Below are 15,457 nucleotides of genomic sequence, written 5' to 3' on the forward strand. Positions count from 1 at the left end.
AGTGCTCGTCGCGACAAAGGTGGCGCGGCTCTGCCGCGCCCGTTTGTTTGCTAACCGCGGCAGGATGCCCGGTTTTGCAAACTGATCCAGTGTCGCGCAGGCGATCCCGACGCATCGATCAAAGCTTGTAGCCGCGGTGGATGGCGACGATGCCGGCGCTGAGGTTATGCACGCTGACCGATTGCAAGCCGGCCTGCTCCATCATCGCTTTCAGCGTGGCCTGATCGGGATGCTTGCGGATCGACTCGGCGAGGTACTGGTAGCTTTCAGCATCGTGCGCGAACAGGCGCCCGAGGCGCGGCAGCACCTTGAACGAATGCAGGTCGTACAGCGGCCGCAGCCAATCCTGCGTCACCCGCGAGAACTCCAGCACCAGCGCGCGTCCGCCGGGCTTGAGCACGCGCTGCATCTCGCGCAGCGCGGCGTCCTTGTCGGTGACGTTGCGCAGGCCGAAGGCGATGGTCACCGCATCGAAGCTGGCGTCGGCGAAAGGCAGCGCCTCGGCATTGACGCGGCCAAAGGCCAGGCCTTGCACCAGGCCGCGATCGAGCAGACGATCACGGCCCACGCGTAGCATGGCGTCGTTGATGTCGCCGATCACGATCTGTCCCGCGGCGCCGACCATCGGCAGCAGCAGCGCGGCGATGTCGCCGGTGCCGCCGGCCAGATCCAGCACGTGATCGCCGCCGCGCACGCCACTGGTGGCGACGAAAAAGCGCTTCCACAGGCGATGAATGCCAAACGACATCAGGTCGTTCATCAGGTCGTAGTTGCGTGCGACCGAGGTGAATACCTGGCCGACTAGACGTTGCTTCTCGGCGACCGGCACCTCGCGGTAGCCGAAGTGGGTGGTGGATTCGCTCATGCGCGCATGGTAGCCGAGACGTGCAGGCGCATGCCGATGTCGATTTTGAACCGCGCCGCGCGTCGTACCGATGCGCAGGCATAGCGCCGAACCAGTATCTCGAGGAGACCCCCATGCGTTACATGATCATCGTCAAACCCAAAGTGATCTGGACGCTGCAACTGCAAACAACGCAAGGAGACCCCATGCCGTACATCGATGGTTATGTGCTGCCGGTGCCGCTGGCCAAGCTGGCCGCGTATCGGCGCCTGGCGCACAAGGCAGGCAAGGTGTGGATCGAGCATGGCGCGCTGGCGGTGACCGAGTGCGTGGCCGACGACGTCAAGCCCGGCAAGCTCACCCCGTTTCCGCAAAGCGTGAGGCTGAAAGATGGCGAGACGGTGGTGTTGTCGTGGATCGTGTATCGCTCGCGCAGGGAGCGCGACCGCGTCAATGCCAAGGCGATGGTCGATCCGCGGCTGGCGGGCATGCACGATCTGAAAACCCTGCCATTCGATGCCAGGCGTATGTTTTGGGGCGGCTTCAAGCCCATCGTGCAGTTGTGATGCGCGGCATGTCCAGGCGCTGAGACAGCATGCCCCCACCACGCCATGCACAAGCCCGACCCCGCCGCCGCCGCGCGCAGCATCGCCGCGATCTGGCGCATCGAGTCGGCCAAGGTGGTGGCGCGCGTGGCGCGCATCACGCATGACCTCGGTCTGGCCGAGGACTGCGCGCAGGACGCGCTGGTGGCGGCACTCGAACACTGGCCCGAACTTGGCATTCCCGAGCGTCCCGGCGCGTGGCTGATAACCGCCGCCAAGCGCCGCGTGCTCGACCAACTGCGCCACCGGAAGCTGGCCGAACCGCGCCATGTCCAGCTCGGCCACGAGACCGACTTGCAGCATGCCATCGCCGCGCGCGAGTTCAGCGAAATGATCGACGCGCGGCTCGACGACAACATCGGCGACGACCTGTTGCGGCGGCCATCGCCGCCTGCCACGCTCGCGCCGCCAGCGCCGAGGTCACCGACTGGCCGCGCATCGCCGCGCTGTACGACGCGCTGATGCAGACCGCGCCATCACCCGTGGTCGCGCTCAACCGCGCCGTCGCGGTGGCCATGGCCTTCGGCCCCGCCGCCGGGCTGGAGCTGGTCGACGGCCTGCTGGCCGAGCCCAGCCTGGCGCACTACCACCTGCTGCCCGCCGTGCGTGGCGACCTGCTGCTCAAGCTCGGCCGGAACGATACGGCGCGCGCCGAGTTCGAGCGCGCCGCCTTGCTCGCCGGCAACGCGCGCGAGCGGGCCCTGCTGCTGGCGCATGCCGCGGCCACACGCTGAATCGACGTGGCAATCGCTCAGTGGCTGCGTGCGGTTGGCGCGGCTGTGCCGTGCTCCGCAGTTGCTCGGGATACAGGCAGCGGCAACCGCCAGGGTGGCTGCCGTGCTTGTGGTGTGCGCAACACCAAGGTATCGCCGACAAGGCGCACCGCGCCATCCGGCAGCGCCGGCGACGCGGGCAAGCGCGTGTAGACGCTGGCCCAATCTGCCGTGTTTGCCGGCGCATGCGCGCGCAACCACAGCCACTGACGCAGCGTGGCTTGTTGCGCGAGGAAGGTTTCGCGGCGCTGGATGTTGGCGCGCAGTGGCGCGCGCTGCACCAGCGCCTGCAAGTTCGCGCAACCGACCAGATTGCCGATGCACTGCGCGCCGCGCGCCGCCGATGCGGGCAGGCGTGGCGCCGCGAAGTGGCCGCCGCGCAGGCGCTGCGGCAGATCCGGCGCGCAGGCCCAGGCGTAGGCGCGTTCAATGCCGCGCGCGGTGCTGCGCGCATCGATCAGCATCGCTGAGACCAGCACGGTGCCCGGGTGGTCCCAGCAGCACCTTGGCGCGCTCGACCTCGCGCTGGGCTGCCGTTCTCGATCCAGCCAATGCCTTGAGCGTTGCCGTCCGCGCCTGCGTGAGCACCAACGCCGCACGACCCGATTTCCTCGCCATGATCGCCCCCGTCAAAAGGGGCGGCTGAAGGTTATGCGAGGAAGCAAGCACGAAGCCTATTTGTGCGTTGCAACATGTGCAACCAAATCATAAATGCGGCTTATATTCGGCATCCCGAAATTCGACTGGTGCTGGCTGCAATCGCGGCGTAAGGTCTGTGGGCTAATCCGTTCCAACCCAACCCTGTTCCATCACGGAGGCTGTTATGAAAATGCATTCCCGTCTGATCGCCCTGGTCGCGGCCATGGCGCTGTCCGCTTCGGCTTTTGCCGCCCAGCCAGCCGGTTTCTGGGTCAAGCCCGCGATTGCGGCTTACGGCCCGGTGCATATCTGGCCCGAGGCCATCGACCGCCCCAGCCCCGCCGCGACCTACAAGGCGCTGTTTGACGTGACCCAGGGCAAGCCTGCCGCTGACAAGGTCAATCCGGGCCTCGATCACATCGCGCGCGCGGTCAATACGTTTGCCGCCGCCGGTGTGCCGCTCAGTCATCTGAAGTTTGATGTGATCATCCACGGCGGTGCCACGCCGATCGCGCTGGGCGAGAAGGCCTACATGGCCAAGTTCGGCCACGCCAACCCCAACCTCGCGGTGATCGCGGATCTGAGGAAGGCAGGCGTCAACGTGATGGTGTGCGGCAACGCGCTGGGCGACATGGGATTCACCCCGGCCGAGGTCAATCCGGACATCAAGGTGGCGCTGTCGGCGCTGTCCACGCTGATCATCCAGCAGAACCAGGGTTATGCGCTGATGCGCATGTAAGTCGTTGCAACACTCCGGCGCGCGGTGGCGCCTGCATGGTTCGGCCGCGCGCTTTTGCCTGCATCTGATCGTCAAGGAGTTTCCATGAGCCTGCATCGCAAGCCCTGGCTGGCGGCTGTGTTGTGCGTACTGGGCGCGGCCAGTTTTGGCGTCGTCCAGGCCAATGACACCGGCAAGCCGGTGACCGCGCCCAAGTACAACGAAACCCTGTATCCGCCGTGGTCGCACGGTGAAAACGATCCGGCCCTGCACAAGGGTCTGGAGTTCACCATCCCCGAAGTCGATTCGATGCCCGATTTCCACGGCAGCGTCAACGACCCCAAGCTGGTGATCTACGTCGGCGGCAACTACTACTTCGCCATGGCGCCGCTGGTGAAAGCCTTCGAGGCCGAGCACCCCGAACTGCGCGGCAAGATTTTCTACGTGACCATCCCGCCCGGCCTGCTGATCAAGGCCATGGATGACGGCAACACCTTCACCTCGGGCAACATGACCTTCACCGCCGCGCCGGATGTCTATGCCGCGGGCCTGAAAAAGGTCAAGGAGCAGATCGCGGCCGGCAAGCTGGTGGCGCCGGCGGTGCCGTATGCGACCAATGATCTGACCATCATGGTGCCCAAGGGCAATCCCGGCCACATCACCGGACTGGCCGATCTGGGCAAGCCCGGCGTGCGTCTGGTCATGCCCAACCCGGCGTGGGAAGGCGTGGCGCGGCAGATCGAAGCCAGTCTGCGCAAGGCCGGCGGCGCGGCGCTGGAAGAAACGGTCTACGGCACCAAGGTCAGGAACGGTCAGACCCTCCTCACCCACATCCACCATCGCCAGACGCCGCTGTTCCTGATGCAGGGCCTGGGCGTGGCGGGCATCACATGGAAGTCGGAAGCGATCTTTCAGGAGCAGGCCGGGCATCCGATCAGCCACGTCGACATCCCCGCGCAGTTCAACACCACGGCGGTGTACGGCGCGGCGCTGGTCAAGGACGCGCCGCATCCTGCAGCGGGCAAGCTCTGGATCGAATTCCTGCGTTCGCCAACGGCGCTGAAGATCTTCGAGCGCTACGGCTTCAAGGCGGCGCCAGCCAACGCCACCAAGGAGTAAACGCATGCGCCCGTGGCGGTCATTGCTGTTGCTGGGCCTGATCCTGCTCAGCAGCGGCGCCATGGCGGCCACGGTGGTGCGCGTGTTCGGTCCCGGTGGCCCCGCTCCGGCGATGCATGCCGCGGCCGCGGCTTTCGACAAACTGCATTCAGGCGTCAGCGTGCGGGTGACGGCCGGGCCGACGCCGCAATGGTTGGATGCGGCGCGCGCCACCGGCGATGTGATCTATTCCGGCTCCGAGGCGATGATGGCCGACTTCCAGCGCGACCTCGCCGGTGTGCTGGATGCGGCCACCATCGAGCCGCTGTATCTGCGCCCCGCGGTGATCCTGGTGCGACCCGGCAATCCCGATCACATCACCGGCTTCCGCAGCCTGCTCAAACCGGGCATGAAAGTGATGGTGGTCAACGGCGCCGGCCAAGTGGGCTTGTGGGAAGACATCGCCGGACGCGACGGGCGCATCGCCACGCTGCGCGCGTTCCGCCGCAATATCGTTTATGCGGCGCCCAACAGCGCACGGGCGCTCAAGCACTGGCAGGATGACCCTGCGATCCAGGCATGGCTGATTTACAACATCTGGGCGATCGCGCATCCGGGCGTGGCACAAATCGTCCCGCTGGAGCCGCATGACCGTTTGTATCGCGATTGCGGCGTGGGTTTGACGATGCGCGGCAAGGCCAGCGCTGCGGCGCGTGAGTTCGTGGCGTTTCTCAAGGGCACGCAGGGGCAGGCGATTTTCCGGCATTGGGGCTGGCAGACAGCCCTGCGGGAGTAGGGGATGAAGTTCACATGCCTGGCATCGCTGGGTATCGCGCTGCTGCTGGGGGTGGCCGCGGCACAGTCCTCGCAGCCAGCCGCGCCACCCGCCGCAGCCGATGCCGGCGCGGCCGCCGCGCAGATGGCGCTGGCGCGGCGGATCGTGCTGCACGGTAGCCCGCAGGGCGCTCACGCTTGCGCCACCTGCCACGGTGAGCAGGGGCAGGGGCAGATCAAGGCCGCGTTTCCGCATCTGGCCGGGCTGCCCAGGGGTTACCTGGTGCGCCAGTTGCAGCACTTCGATGTATTGGCGCGCGACAACCCGAGCATGCAGGCGATCGCGCACAAGCTGACGTCCACCCAGATCGACGCGCTGGCCACGTATTTTTCGCAGCAGGTGCCGCCGCCGATCATGCCGCCAGCCACGCCGCCGCCAGCGCTGGGTGCCGAGCTTGCGCTGCAAGGGCGCGACGCAGTGCCGGCCTGCATCACCTGTCACGGTCCCGGCGGGCGCGGGCTGGGAGGCGCGCTCAGCGCCGCGTTTCCGCCCATCGCCGGACAGCCGGCGGTGTATATCGAGCGCCAGCTCAAGGCCTGGAAACAGGGCCAGCGACCGCCCGGGCTGGATGGCCTGATGGGCGCCATCGCCAAGCACCTCAGCGTCGCCGAGATCACCGCGGTCAGCCAGTATTTTGCCGCGCAGCCGACGCTGGTGGTGGCCAGTGCGACGGAGGCCAAGCCATGAGCGCCGTCATGCGTCCCCGCGCCTGCGTGCGCAGCCTGGCCATGCTTCCGCTAGCCGCGCTCGCGCTGTCAGCCTGCGAGCATTCCGCGCCGCCGCAGAACAGCGCAGCGCCCGCCGTCGCCGCCAAGCCGGGCAAGCCCGCGGCGGTCGCCTTCACGCCACCACCGCTGCGCGCGATTCCCGACGATGCCTTCGGCGCCGAGGTGCGCAAAGGCGAGGCGTTGTTCCGCAATACCGCCGCCAACGCGCCGCAGTACGTGGGCAACACCCTGACCTGCCAGAACTGCCACCTCGACGCCGGGCGCCTCGCCGACAGCGCGCCGATGTGGGCCGCGTGGGTCAGCTATCCCGCGTATCGCGGCAAGAACAAGCGCGTCAACACGTTTCAAGAGCGCCTGCAGGGTTGCTTCAAGTTCAGCATGAACGGCAAGTCGCCGCCGCTGGGCGCCCCCGAGCTGGTGGCGCTAGAGACTTATTCCTACTGGATGGCGCAGGGCGCGCCGACCGGCACCCGACTGATCGGCGCCGGCTACCCCACACTGGCCAAGCCGGCGCAGGGCTGGGATTACGCGCGCGGCGAATCGGTGTATCGCGAGCACTGCGCGCTGTGCCATGGCGCCGACGGGCAGGGCAGGCGGGTGGATGCGAAACCGTGGTTCCCGCCGCTGTGGGGGCCGCAGTCGTACAACTGGGGCGCGGGCATGTCGCGGCTGGATCTGGCTGCCGGCTTCATCAAGGCCAACATGCCACTGGGCAACGGCAACAACCTCAGCGATCAGCAGGCGTGGGACGTGGCCTATTACATCGACAGCCACGAACGCCCGCAGGATCCGCGCTACCAAGGCTCCATCGAGGCCACGCGCGTGGCGTTTCACGATGGCCCCTACGAAACCTATGGCCGCACCGTGCAGGGCCACCGGCTCGGCGCGGGCGTGGGCGTCACCGGCGGCAGCACGGTCGAGCACATGATGCAGGCGCGCGGTGCGGCCGCTGCGCCGCTACGCGACTGACCCGGTTTCTCAAGTTCCCCCCAGCACAACGCAACCCCAAGGAGTCCCCACCATGAGTACCCCGCAAACCCTCGCCAGCCCGGACGCCGCGCGCGGCTGGCGCATGGCGGCCATCGCCCTGCTGGCCGTGCGCTTCGTGCAAGGCTGGATCTACTGGAGTGGCGGCACGCGCCGCTTCATCTACGCGCCGTCCAAGCTCGACACCGCCGGCCACTGGATGGCCTACAAGTTCCAGACCGCGATGCCCGGCGCGCTGTTGGGCACCGATCACCTCGTCGCCTGGCTGCTGCAGCACTTCGCTTTCCTGTACATCGGCATCGTGGTGTTCAGCGCGGTCGAGATGATCGCCGGCGCCATGCTCATCATCGGTCTGTTCACGCGCATCGCCGCGGTCGCCACGATTGGCCTGTCCATCGCGCTGATGCTGTTGTTCGGCTGGCAAGGGGCGACGTGTATCGACGAATGGACCATGGCCGCGGCCAACTTCGCCATCGGCATTACCCTGTTCCTCGCTGGCGGCGGCGCCTACTCGGTGGACAGTTGGCTGGCCAGGCGCAAACCCAAGCTGGCCGGCAGCGGCTGGTTCAACTGGATCGGCGGCGCCAGTTTGCTGCCGATCTCCGAGCGCGCCTTCAAGCGTCTGGCGCTGGTGCTGTTCTGGATCAGCGTGGCCTTCATCGTGCTGACCTACAACTACTACCGCGGCTCGGTGGTCACGCCCTTCCACGGTGGTCCCACCAGCCCGTCCAAGCACCACTGGACGCTCAGTCAGGGCCAGCTTGCGGCCAACGGCACGGTGCGCTTCCACGCTTATGTCGATGCCGGCACCCCGGCCGAGCCGTCCAACGTGCTGCGCGCCTCGCTGATCAGCAACGGCGGGCAGATCGTCGAGGAATGGGACGGCATGCTGCTGGCGCGCACGCCCAAGCAAGCGTTCAAGAACGACTTCCCGTACCAGAAAATCCACAGCGGCAAGTTTGGCCTCATCGGCCCGGTGGGTGCGGAGGCCATGGTCGAGCTGCGTCCGACCCAGAGCGGCCTCAGCCTGCCCAATGGGCCGTACACGCTGCAACTGGTGTCGGTGAACGGGCACATCTGGAGCCTGCCGCTGACGCGCTGATGGCTGGGCGCAAGGCGGTTCTCGCGCTCGCCCTGGCCCTCGCGGCCGGGGCGGCGCTGTGGTGGACACTGGCGCCAGCGTGGCGTCACCGTGCCGGCACACTGGCGCCGGCACTGGTGATGCCCCTGCTGGGCGGCGGCAACATCGATCTCGCGCGGTTGCGCGGTCGGCCCGTGCTGATCGATTTCTGGGCGCCCGATTGCGCGCCCTGCGTGGCTGAACTGCCGGTGCTGGAACGCCTCGCGCGTACCGATGCGGGGCGCTTCACCCTGATCGGCGTGGCCATGAGCTACAGCGATCCCGATGCACTGCGCGCCATCGCCGCGCGCGCCGGCATCACCTACCCACTGGTGTGGGACCGCGATGGCCGCATCGCCGCGGCCTTCGGCGGCGTGCACGTCACCCCCACGCAAGTGCTGATCGGCGCCGACGGTCGCATCCAGGCGCGCGTCGAGGGCGGTCTCGCCAGCCCGCTCCTGCGGCAGGCGTTGCGCAGCGACATGCAAAGCCGCGCGCGACGATGAGCAAACCGGCGCCATTCGTCGCAGGATTTGCGACATGCGGCGAGGAATCTACGCCCTCATTCTCGCCGATGGCGTAAGGTGCCCAACCGAGGGGGCGCGTATGACTGGGAGCAGCAACCGACCCATCGCGCATGCAGCGCGGGCACCGGACGGCACTTGGCGCGCGCCGCACGATCTGGCTGAGCATCTGACGCAAGTCGGCCGGCTTGCGGGCGATTTTGCGCAGCACTACGGTGCCGAATGGGCGCGTCTGGCTGGGCGCTGGCACGATCTCGGCAAGTACCGCCCGCGCTTCCAACATTACATTCGCCAGGCTAGCGGTTTCGAAGCCGATGCCCACATCAAAGGTGAGGTAGGCGGCAAGGCGCCGCATTCGACCGCCGGTGCGATGCTGGCCAAAGAGCACTTCAAACAGGCGGGATTCGGCAATGCGGGCCGCGTGCTGGCCTATCTCATTGCGGGGCACCACGCCGGTTTGGCGGACTGGTTCGGCGGGCTGGAAGTGCGACTCACCAGCGCCGACAGCCGTGCAGAGTTGGAAGAGTCCCTGGCGGTCAATCCCCCCGCCGACGTGATCGATGCGGGCGATTTCAAGCCTGATTTGCGCGCCATTCCGGGTGGCAAAAACGGTTTCGCGCTGTGGGTGCGCATGTTGTTCTCGGCACTGGTCGATGCGGATTTTCTCGATACCGAGCGCTACATGGACGCGGACAAGTTCGCGCGGCGCAACCAGTGGCCCACCCTCGCCGAACTCGCGCCGCTGTTCGACGCGCATATGGCCCGGATGGCGGCGGCAGCGCCCGCCACCACCGTCAACACCCTGCGCGCCGACATCCTGCGCCAGTGCCGCGGGAAAGCCGCGCTCGCGCCGGGACTGTTCTCGCTGACCGTGCCAACCGGCGGCGGCAAGACGCTCTCCGGCATGGCGTTCGCGCTGGAGCATGCGCGCATCCACGGCAAGCGCCGCGTCATCCACGTCATCCCCTACACCAGCATCATCGAGCAGACCGCCGACATCTTCCGCGACATCTTCGGCGAGTCCGTCATCGAGCACCACAGCAACGCCGAGTCCGCGCCTGATGCAGAAACATCCGCCTCGCGCCTGGCCTGCGAGAACTGGGACGCACCCATCGTCGTCACCACCAATGTGCAGTTCTTCGAGTCGCTGTTCGCCGCGCGCACCTCGCGCTGCCGCAAGCTGCACAACCTGGTGGACAGCGTCGTCATCCTCGACGAAGCGCAACTGCTGCCGCCCGAATTCCTGCAGCCCATGCTCGATGTGCTCAACCTGCTGAGCCGGCACTACGGCGTGAGCGTGGTGTTGTCCACCGCCACCCAGCCCGCCTTGAGCACTCGCGAATACTTCGACGCCCGTCAGAACTTGCGTGGCCTCGACAACGTGCGCGAACTCATCGATGACCCCGATGCGCTCTACGCGGCGCTGGAGCGGATTCATGTGCACTTGCCGCCAGACTGGCACGCGCCCACCGACTGGCCGACGCTCGCGGATGCGTTGACGGCGCGCGACTCCGCCCTCGCCATCGTCAACACACGCAAGGATGCCCGCGCCTTGTGGGAACAGTTGCAACAACGCGCCCCCGGCGCCCTGCATCTGTCCGCGCTGATGTGCGGTGCGCACCGCTCGCAGGTCATCGCCGATATCCGGGCGCGACTGCAGGCGCGCATTCCCACGCGCGTGGTCAGCACGCAATTGGTCGAAGCGGGCGTGGATGTGGACTTTCCCGTGGTCTATCGCGCGCTGGCCGGGCTCGATTCCATCGCCCAGGCGGCAGGCCGCTGCAACCGCGAAGGCCGGCTAGCTGAGCCGGGCGAGGTGGTTGTCTTCGTGCCTCCCAAACCCGCGCCACCGGGTTTGCTGCGGCGTGGCGAGGACACCTGCCGCGATGTGCTGCACGGCGTCACCGAGCACCCGCTCGCGCGCGAACGTTTCGCACGTTACTTCGAGCGCCTGTACCACGCCTGCGATCTCGACAAGAAAGGCATTTGCGCCGACTTGTGCATGGCCGGCAACGCCCTCGACGGTTTTGAGCTGGCCGTCAATTTCCGCACCGCCGCCGAGCATTTCAAGCTGATCGAGGACGAGGACAGCGCGCCCATCATCGTGCTCTACCGGGGCGCTGACGGCGCGGACGGCAGCATCGAACAGTGGCTCGACATCCTGCGCAAAGATGGCCCCGAACGCTGGCTGATGCGCAAGCTGCAGCGCTATACCGTGAACATTCATCGGCACGAGGCCGAAAAATTTCTACGTCAAGGCGACATCGCGCAAATCATCCCCGGCCTGTACGCGCAGACCAACGATCTGCTGTACCACCCGCTGCTCGGTCTGCGGGTGGGCGAAGGCGCTCCAGCAGTGCCCGCAAGCAGTTGGATTGTCGGCAGCGACGGGCAGGTCTAACATGACCACTTCATATAGTCACTTGGAGTCGCCCATGAACATCAACGCCGCCGAATTCAAGGCCAAGTGCCTGAAACTGATCGACGAGGTTGCCGCGACGCGCGAGCCGCTGGTGATCAGCAAACGCGGCAAGCCGCTGGTCAAACTGGTGCCAATCGTCGATGAAACACCCAAAAGCATGTTCGGCTACATGAAGGGCACAGTCACCATCCACGGCGACATCGTTGCCCCATCGGGCGAGGTCTGGTCGGCGGAAAGCGGCGACGAAGATGATCTCTATGCCGGTTTGCAGCCAGGCGAAGACCAAAAATGAGCCCATCCTTGCTGCTCGATACCCATGTCTGGCTCTGGTTCGCTGAAGGCAGTCCACGGCGGCTATCCGCTGCAACGCTTGTCGCCATCGATCGTGCTCGACGGGAGCATCGCCTGCATGTCTCGGCGATCAGCGTGTGGGAAATCGGGATGCTGTGCGCCAAGGAAAAAATCAGCCTCTCGGCACCCACCCGCGAGTGGGTGCGTCGCGCCACCGCAATGCCGGGCTTGCGACTGCTGGCGCTGGACGCGGAAACCGCTTTTGAAAGCACCCAGCTCCCGGGCAATCCTCACGGCGACCCCGCCGACCGCTTCCTCATCGCCGCCGCCCGCGTCCACACCCTGTGTCTGGTGACGGCTGACCACAAGATCCGGGATTACGGCAAGGCGGGGTATGCCCAGGTGCTTGCCGCCTGACCTACAGAAGGGATGACATGAAAACCTACTGCCTGGAACTCTCCGGCCCATGGGCCTGTTTCACCCGCCCGGAAATGAAAGTCGAGCGTGTGAGCTACGACGTGATGACTCCTTCCGCCGCGCGCGCCTGCTTCGAGGCCATTCTGTGGAAGCCGGCGATCCGCTGGCATGTGCGCCGCATCGAGGTGCTCAAAGCCATCCGCTGGATCAACCTGCGCCGCAACGAGGTGGCCAGCGTGGTCTCCACGCGCAACGTCGAGACCGCGATGAAAAATGGCCATGGCGATCTCGCGCTGTATGTCGAGGACGACCGCCAACAGCGCGCCGGGCTATTTCTGCGCGACGTGGCCTATCGCGTGCATGCCGATCTGGAGTTCCTGCGCGAGCGCGATCCCGACGCCAGTCCCGCGAAATATCAGGAGATGTTCGAGCGCCGCGCGCGCAAGGGGCAATGCGTCAACCAACCCTACCTCGGCACGCGCGAGTTCGCGGCGCAGTTCCGCCTGATTGACGATGCCGCGACCGAGCCGCAGCCCATTGATGAATCCCGCGACCTGGGTTTCATGCTGCACGATCTGGACTTCTCCAACCCCTCCGACCCGCAGCCGCGCTTCTTCCGCGCACGCATGGAGCACGGCGTGGTGCAGGTGCCCGCCTGGGACAGCGCGGAGGTGCGCGGATGATTCTGCAAGCGCTCGACGCCTACTACCGTCGCAAACAGGCCGACCCCGACCCGGCCAAGCGACTGCCCGCCTTCGGGCTGGAAGACAAGGAAATCCCTTTCGTTCTGGAAATCGACGCCGACGGCAAATTGTTGAACATTGCCGACACCCGCAGTGATGACGGCAAAAAGAAAATCGGCCAGCGCTTTCTGGTGCCGCAAGGCGCCAAGAAAACCTCGGGCGTGATGGCGAACCTGCTGTGGGACAACGCCGAATATGTGCTCGGTATCCCGGACGCCAAGAAGCTCGAAAAAAGCCGCGCAGAGAACAAAGAAGCCGATTACCTTGCCCGCCTGCTGACGATGCGGCAGAAATTCCGCGAAGTCATTACTGACTTGCCCGACACGGTGCAAGCGGACGATGGCATCCGCGCAGTACTGGCGTTTCTCGACGGTCTCACCCCGGAAACGCTCGCGGGCTTTGCCGCGCTGGCCGACATCGAAGCGGGTAATCCCATCCTGAGTTTTCGTCTGCACGGCGATCTCGGGCTGGTCTGCCAGCGCCCGGCAGTGGTTGTCGCCACGGCGGTGCAGAACGAGGACGCACCCGACGGCGCGTGTCTCGTCAGCGGGCAGCCCGCCGCCATCGAGCGGCTACATGCACCGGTCAAAGGCGTGTGGGACAAACCCGGCGCAACGGTTAATAAAAACATTGTTTCCATCAATAATAAAAACGAGGGTGGGAGCAACGGTGGTCAAACACCTGCTTTTGCCTCCTATGGAAAGCAACAGGGCTACACGTCTCCCGTAGGCAAGCCCGCCGCTTTCGCCTACACCACGGCCCTGAACCACTTGCTCGCCCGTGATTCGCGTCAGCGCATCCAGGTCGGTGATTCCTCCACGGTGTTCTGGGCCGAGGAAGCGCACGACCTTGAAAACACGATGGTCGATCTGTTCGGCGACCCGCCCAAGGACAACCCCGACAAAAACACCGATGCGATCAAGGCGCTGTACGCAGCCATTGCATCCGGCCAGTTCAGCGTTGGCGGCAAGGATACGCGCTTTCATGTCCTCGGCCTTGCGCCCAATGCCGCGCGCATCAGCATCCGTTTCTGGGAAACCGCGACCGCCGCGGATCTGGCGAAACGCATCGCCCAGCACTTCGACGACATCACCATCACCCATGCGCCGCACGACCCCACACACCTGTCGTTGTTCCGTCTGCTCACCGGCGTGGCGCTGCTGAACAAGGCCGACAACATCCCGCCCAATCTCGGCGGCGAAGTCATGCGCGCCATCCTCGAAGGGCTGCCGTATCCGGCCACGCTGCTCAATCTCGCCGTGCAACGTTGCCGCGCCGAGCAAAAACCCACCTATGCCCGCGCCGCCGCCATCAAGGCCAGCTTCAACCGCTTCATTCGCTTTCGCAACAGCCCAGAGAAGGAGTTCACACCCATGCTCGATCCCGCCAACACCAACCCGGCTTACCGGCTGGGGCGCCTGTTCGCCGCGCTGGAAAAAATCCAGGAAGACGCCAGTCCCGGCCTCAACGCCACCATCCGCGATCGCTACTACGGCGCCGCATCCAGCACGCCAGCCGCCGTATTTCCCACCCTGCTGCGTCTGAGCAAGCACCACCTGGGCAAGTTGTCGCCGGGCCTGGCCATCACCCGCGAACGCTTGATCGGCGAGGTCATGGACGGCTTCGACGCCGCCACCTTTCCGCCGCGCATTCTGCCCTTGCCCGATCAGGCGCGGTTCGCGCTGGGCTACTACCAGCAGCGCCAGGCCTTTTTCACCAAATCCGAGTCCAAGACCCAGGAGCAAACCCCATGAGCCTTTCCAACCGCTACGATTTCGTGCTGCTCTTCGACGTGAAAGACGGCAACCCCAACGGCGACCCGGACGCCGGCAACCTGCCGCGCCTGGATGCCGAAACCGGCCACGGGCTGGTCACCGATGTGGCGCTCAAGCGCAAGGTGCGGAATTTCGTCGCCATGACGCGCGAGCAAGACATGCGTGATCCGCAAGCTGGCGAAAAACGTTTCGAGATTTACGTGCGCGAAAAAGCCATCCTCAACCAGCAGCATCAGCGCGCCTACTCCGCGCTCAAGCTGGATGCCGAGCTTGCCGAGTCCGCGCCCGATGAGGGCATCGAGAAAACCAGCGAAGCCAAAAAACCCGCCAAGGACAAGAAGCGCAAAGGCAGCGGCGACGATGTGAACAAGGCGCGCGACTGGATGTGCCAGAATTTCTTCGATGTGCGCACCTTCGGCGCCGTCATGTCCACCAGCACCAACTGCGGCCAGGTGCGCGGCCCGGTGCAGCTCACCTTTGCGCGCTCGGTCGATCCCATCGTCGCGCAGGAACATTCCATCACCCGCATGGCCGTGGCGACCGAAGCCGAAGCCGAAAAGCAGAGTGGCGACAACCGCACCATGGGCCGCAAGCACACCGTGCCTTACGGCCTCTACGTCGCGCATGGTTTCGTCTCCAGCTTTCTTGCCAAGCAAACCGGCTTTGGCGAAGACGATCTGGAACTGCTCTGGCAGGCGCTGGCGCAGATGTTCGAACACGACCGCTCCGCTGCCCGGGGCGAAATGTCCACTCGCGGGCTGTATGTGTTCAAGCACGATTCGGAACTGGGCAACGCGCCTGCCCACGCTTTGTTCGAGCGCATAGCGGTCGCTCGAAAGTCGGGTGTGGACGTGTCACGCAGCTTTGCGGATTACGACGTGAGGGTGAGCGAGGCGAGCCTGCCTGCAGGTGTTTCGCTGTCGCGCAAGGTTTGAAAA

18 protein-coding genes and 1 pseudogene are annotated in these 15,457 nt (G+C 65.7%); 16 read left to right on the forward strand and 3 right to left on the reverse strand.

The window, feature by feature from the left end:
- Positions 1–118: 118 nt before the first annotated feature.
- On the reverse strand, positions 119–865 hold the full coding sequence (gene ubiE / locus ACYDAT_RS05160) for a bifunctional demethylmenaquinone methyltransferase/2-methoxy-6-polyprenyl-1,4-benzoquinol methylase UbiE (protein ID WP_461448812.1): 747 nt from the start codon (positions 863–865) through the stop codon (positions 119–121).
- Between the two features lie 113 nt (positions 866–978).
- On the opposite strand from ubiE, the gene ACYDAT_RS05165 reads away from it, so the two are divergent.
- From ACYDAT_RS05165 to ACYDAT_RS05175, 3 genes are read left to right on the forward strand one after another with little or no spacing between them, the layout of a single operon-like run.
- Positions 979–1,410, forward strand: a complete 432-nt coding sequence (locus ACYDAT_RS05165; RefSeq protein ID WP_461448814.1) for a DUF1428 domain-containing protein — start codon at positions 979–981, stop codon at positions 1,408–1,410.
- Positions 1,411–1,455: 45 nt separating this feature from the next.
- Positions 1,456–1,911 (forward strand): sigma factor, encoded by a 456-nt coding sequence (locus ACYDAT_RS05170; RefSeq protein WP_461448816.1) that lies wholly within the window; start codon positions 1,456–1,458, stop codon positions 1,909–1,911.
- On the forward strand, positions 1,911–2,183 hold the full coding sequence (locus ACYDAT_RS05175; protein ID WP_461448818.1) for a hypothetical protein: 273 nt from the start codon (positions 1,911–1,913) through the stop codon (positions 2,181–2,183). Before ACYDAT_RS05170 ends, ACYDAT_RS05175 begins: the two co-directional genes overlap by 1 nt.
- Before the next feature lie 17 nt (positions 2,184–2,200).
- On the opposite strand, the gene ACYDAT_RS05180 is transcribed toward ACYDAT_RS05175, so the two are convergent.
- On the reverse strand, positions 2,201–2,701 hold the full coding sequence (locus tag ACYDAT_RS05180; protein WP_461448924.1) for a hypothetical protein: 501 nt from the start codon (positions 2,699–2,701) through the stop codon (positions 2,201–2,203).
- Between the two features lie 16 nt (positions 2,702–2,717).
- Positions 2,718–2,840, reverse strand: a pseudogene (locus ACYDAT_RS05185) (IS630-like element ISCARN21 family transposase); the annotation flags it as partial.
- 205 nt (positions 2,841–3,045) lie between these two features.
- Between ACYDAT_RS05185 and ACYDAT_RS05190 the strand changes: the two are divergent.
- The 13 genes from ACYDAT_RS05190 to cas7c all read left to right on the forward strand — a co-directional run bounded on the left by ACYDAT_RS05190 (position 3,046) and on the right by cas7c (position 15,454).
- Positions 3,046–3,600: a DsrE family protein gene (locus ACYDAT_RS05190; RefSeq protein WP_461439094.1), complete on the forward strand. Its 555-nt coding sequence runs from the start codon at positions 3,046–3,048 to the stop codon at positions 3,598–3,600.
- A gap of 84 nt (positions 3,601–3,684) precedes the next feature.
- On the forward strand, positions 3,685–4,698 hold the full coding sequence (locus tag ACYDAT_RS05195; RefSeq protein ID WP_461439095.1) for a substrate-binding domain-containing protein: 1,014 nt from the start codon (positions 3,685–3,687) through the stop codon (positions 4,696–4,698).
- 4 nt (positions 4,699–4,702) lie between these two features.
- Positions 4,703–5,473, forward strand: coding sequence for a substrate-binding domain-containing protein (locus ACYDAT_RS05200; RefSeq protein ID WP_461448820.1), 771 nt, complete (start codon positions 4,703–4,705; stop codon positions 5,471–5,473).
- A gap of 3 nt (positions 5,474–5,476) precedes the next feature.
- Positions 5,477–6,199 (forward strand): c-type cytochrome, encoded by a 723-nt coding sequence (locus ACYDAT_RS05205; protein ID WP_461448822.1) that lies wholly within the window; start codon positions 5,477–5,479, stop codon positions 6,197–6,199.
- A complete protein-coding gene (locus ACYDAT_RS05210; RefSeq protein WP_461439098.1) occupies positions 6,196–7,209 on the forward strand; it encodes a c-type cytochrome in 1,014 nt (337 codons plus the stop codon). The genes ACYDAT_RS05205 and ACYDAT_RS05210 overlap by 4 nt, the downstream gene beginning before the upstream one ends.
- A gap of 52 nt (positions 7,210–7,261) precedes the next feature.
- Complete coding sequence (locus ACYDAT_RS05215; RefSeq protein ID WP_461439099.1) at positions 7,262–8,329, forward strand: TQO small subunit DoxD; 1,068 nt, start codon at positions 7,262–7,264, stop codon at positions 8,327–8,329.
- Positions 8,329–8,853 carry a TlpA family protein disulfide reductase gene (locus tag ACYDAT_RS05220; protein ID WP_461448824.1) on the forward strand — a complete coding sequence of 175 codons (525 nt, stop codon included), beginning with the start codon at positions 8,329–8,331 and terminating at the stop codon, positions 8,851–8,853. Before ACYDAT_RS05215 ends, ACYDAT_RS05220 begins: the two co-directional genes overlap by 1 nt.
- 100 nt (positions 8,854–8,953) lie before the next feature.
- Positions 8,954–11,272, forward strand: coding sequence for a CRISPR-associated helicase Cas3' (cas3, locus tag ACYDAT_RS05225; RefSeq protein WP_461448826.1), 2,319 nt, complete (start codon positions 8,954–8,956; stop codon positions 11,270–11,272).
- 34 nt (positions 11,273–11,306) lie between these two features.
- Positions 11,307–11,585: a type II toxin-antitoxin system Phd/YefM family antitoxin gene (locus ACYDAT_RS05230; RefSeq protein ID WP_461439102.1), complete on the forward strand. Its 279-nt coding sequence runs from the start codon at positions 11,307–11,309 to the stop codon at positions 11,583–11,585.
- A gap of 8 nt (positions 11,586–11,593) precedes the next feature.
- Positions 11,594–12,001, forward strand: coding sequence for a type II toxin-antitoxin system VapC family toxin (locus tag ACYDAT_RS05235; RefSeq protein ID WP_461448828.1), 408 nt, complete (start codon positions 11,594–11,596; stop codon positions 11,999–12,001).
- 17 nt (positions 12,002–12,018) lie between these two features.
- Positions 12,019–12,684 carry a type I-C CRISPR-associated protein Cas5c gene (gene cas5c / locus ACYDAT_RS05240; RefSeq protein ID WP_461448830.1) on the forward strand — a complete coding sequence of 222 codons (666 nt, stop codon included), beginning with the start codon at positions 12,019–12,021 and terminating at the stop codon, positions 12,682–12,684.
- Positions 12,681–14,498 (forward strand): type I-C CRISPR-associated protein Cas8c/Csd1, encoded by a 1,818-nt coding sequence (gene cas8c, locus ACYDAT_RS05245; RefSeq protein ID WP_461448831.1) that lies wholly within the window; start codon positions 12,681–12,683, stop codon positions 14,496–14,498. Before cas5c ends, cas8c begins: the two co-directional genes overlap by 4 nt.
- On the forward strand, positions 14,495–15,454 hold the full coding sequence (gene cas7c, locus ACYDAT_RS05250) for a type I-C CRISPR-associated protein Cas7/Csd2 (RefSeq protein WP_461448833.1): 960 nt from the start codon (positions 14,495–14,497) through the stop codon (positions 15,452–15,454). The genes cas8c and cas7c overlap by 4 nt, the downstream gene beginning before the upstream one ends.
- Positions 15,455–15,457: the final 3 nt, after the last annotated feature.

It is taken from the genome of Metallibacterium sp. (assembly GCF_054637675.1).

Coding starts and splice junctions, on each gene's coding strand:
- ACYDAT_RS05220 (WP_461448824.1), top strand. CDS start 8,329: ATGGCTGGGCGCAAGGCGGTTCTCGCGCTCGCCCTGGCCCTCGCGGCC.
- ACYDAT_RS05170 (WP_461448816.1), top strand. CDS start 1,456: ATGCACAAGCCCGACCCCGCCGCCGCCGCGCGCAGCATCGCCGCGATC.
- ACYDAT_RS05175 (WP_461448818.1), top strand. CDS start 1,911: ATGCAGACCGCGCCATCACCCGTGGTCGCGCTCAACCGCGCCGTCGCG.
- ACYDAT_RS05215 (WP_461439099.1), top strand. CDS start 7,262: ATGAGTACCCCGCAAACCCTCGCCAGCCCGGACGCCGCGCGCGGCTGG.
- ubiE (WP_461448812.1), bottom strand. CDS start 865: ATGAGCGAATCCACCACCCACTTCGGCTACCGCGAGGTGCCGGTCGCC.
- ACYDAT_RS05165 (WP_461448814.1), top strand. CDS start 979: ATGCGTTACATGATCATCGTCAAACCCAAAGTGATCTGGACGCTGCAA.
- cas8c (WP_461448831.1), top strand. CDS start 12,681: ATGATTCTGCAAGCGCTCGACGCCTACTACCGTCGCAAACAGGCCGAC.
- cas7c (WP_461448833.1), top strand. CDS start 14,495: ATGAGCCTTTCCAACCGCTACGATTTCGTGCTGCTCTTCGACGTGAAA.
- ACYDAT_RS05195 (WP_461439095.1), top strand. CDS start 3,685: ATGAGCCTGCATCGCAAGCCCTGGCTGGCGGCTGTGTTGTGCGTACTG.
- ACYDAT_RS05190 (WP_461439094.1), top strand. CDS start 3,046: ATGAAAATGCATTCCCGTCTGATCGCCCTGGTCGCGGCCATGGCGCTG.
- ACYDAT_RS05200 (WP_461448820.1), top strand. CDS start 4,703: ATGCGCCCGTGGCGGTCATTGCTGTTGCTGGGCCTGATCCTGCTCAGC.
- ACYDAT_RS05210 (WP_461439098.1), top strand. CDS start 6,196: ATGAGCGCCGTCATGCGTCCCCGCGCCTGCGTGCGCAGCCTGGCCATG.
- ACYDAT_RS05230 (WP_461439102.1), top strand. CDS start 11,307: ATGAACATCAACGCCGCCGAATTCAAGGCCAAGTGCCTGAAACTGATC.
- cas5c (WP_461448830.1), top strand. CDS start 12,019: ATGAAAACCTACTGCCTGGAACTCTCCGGCCCATGGGCCTGTTTCACC.
- ACYDAT_RS05205 (WP_461448822.1), top strand. CDS start 5,477: ATGAAGTTCACATGCCTGGCATCGCTGGGTATCGCGCTGCTGCTGGGG.
- cas3 (WP_461448826.1), top strand. CDS start 8,954: ATGACTGGGAGCAGCAACCGACCCATCGCGCATGCAGCGCGGGCACCG.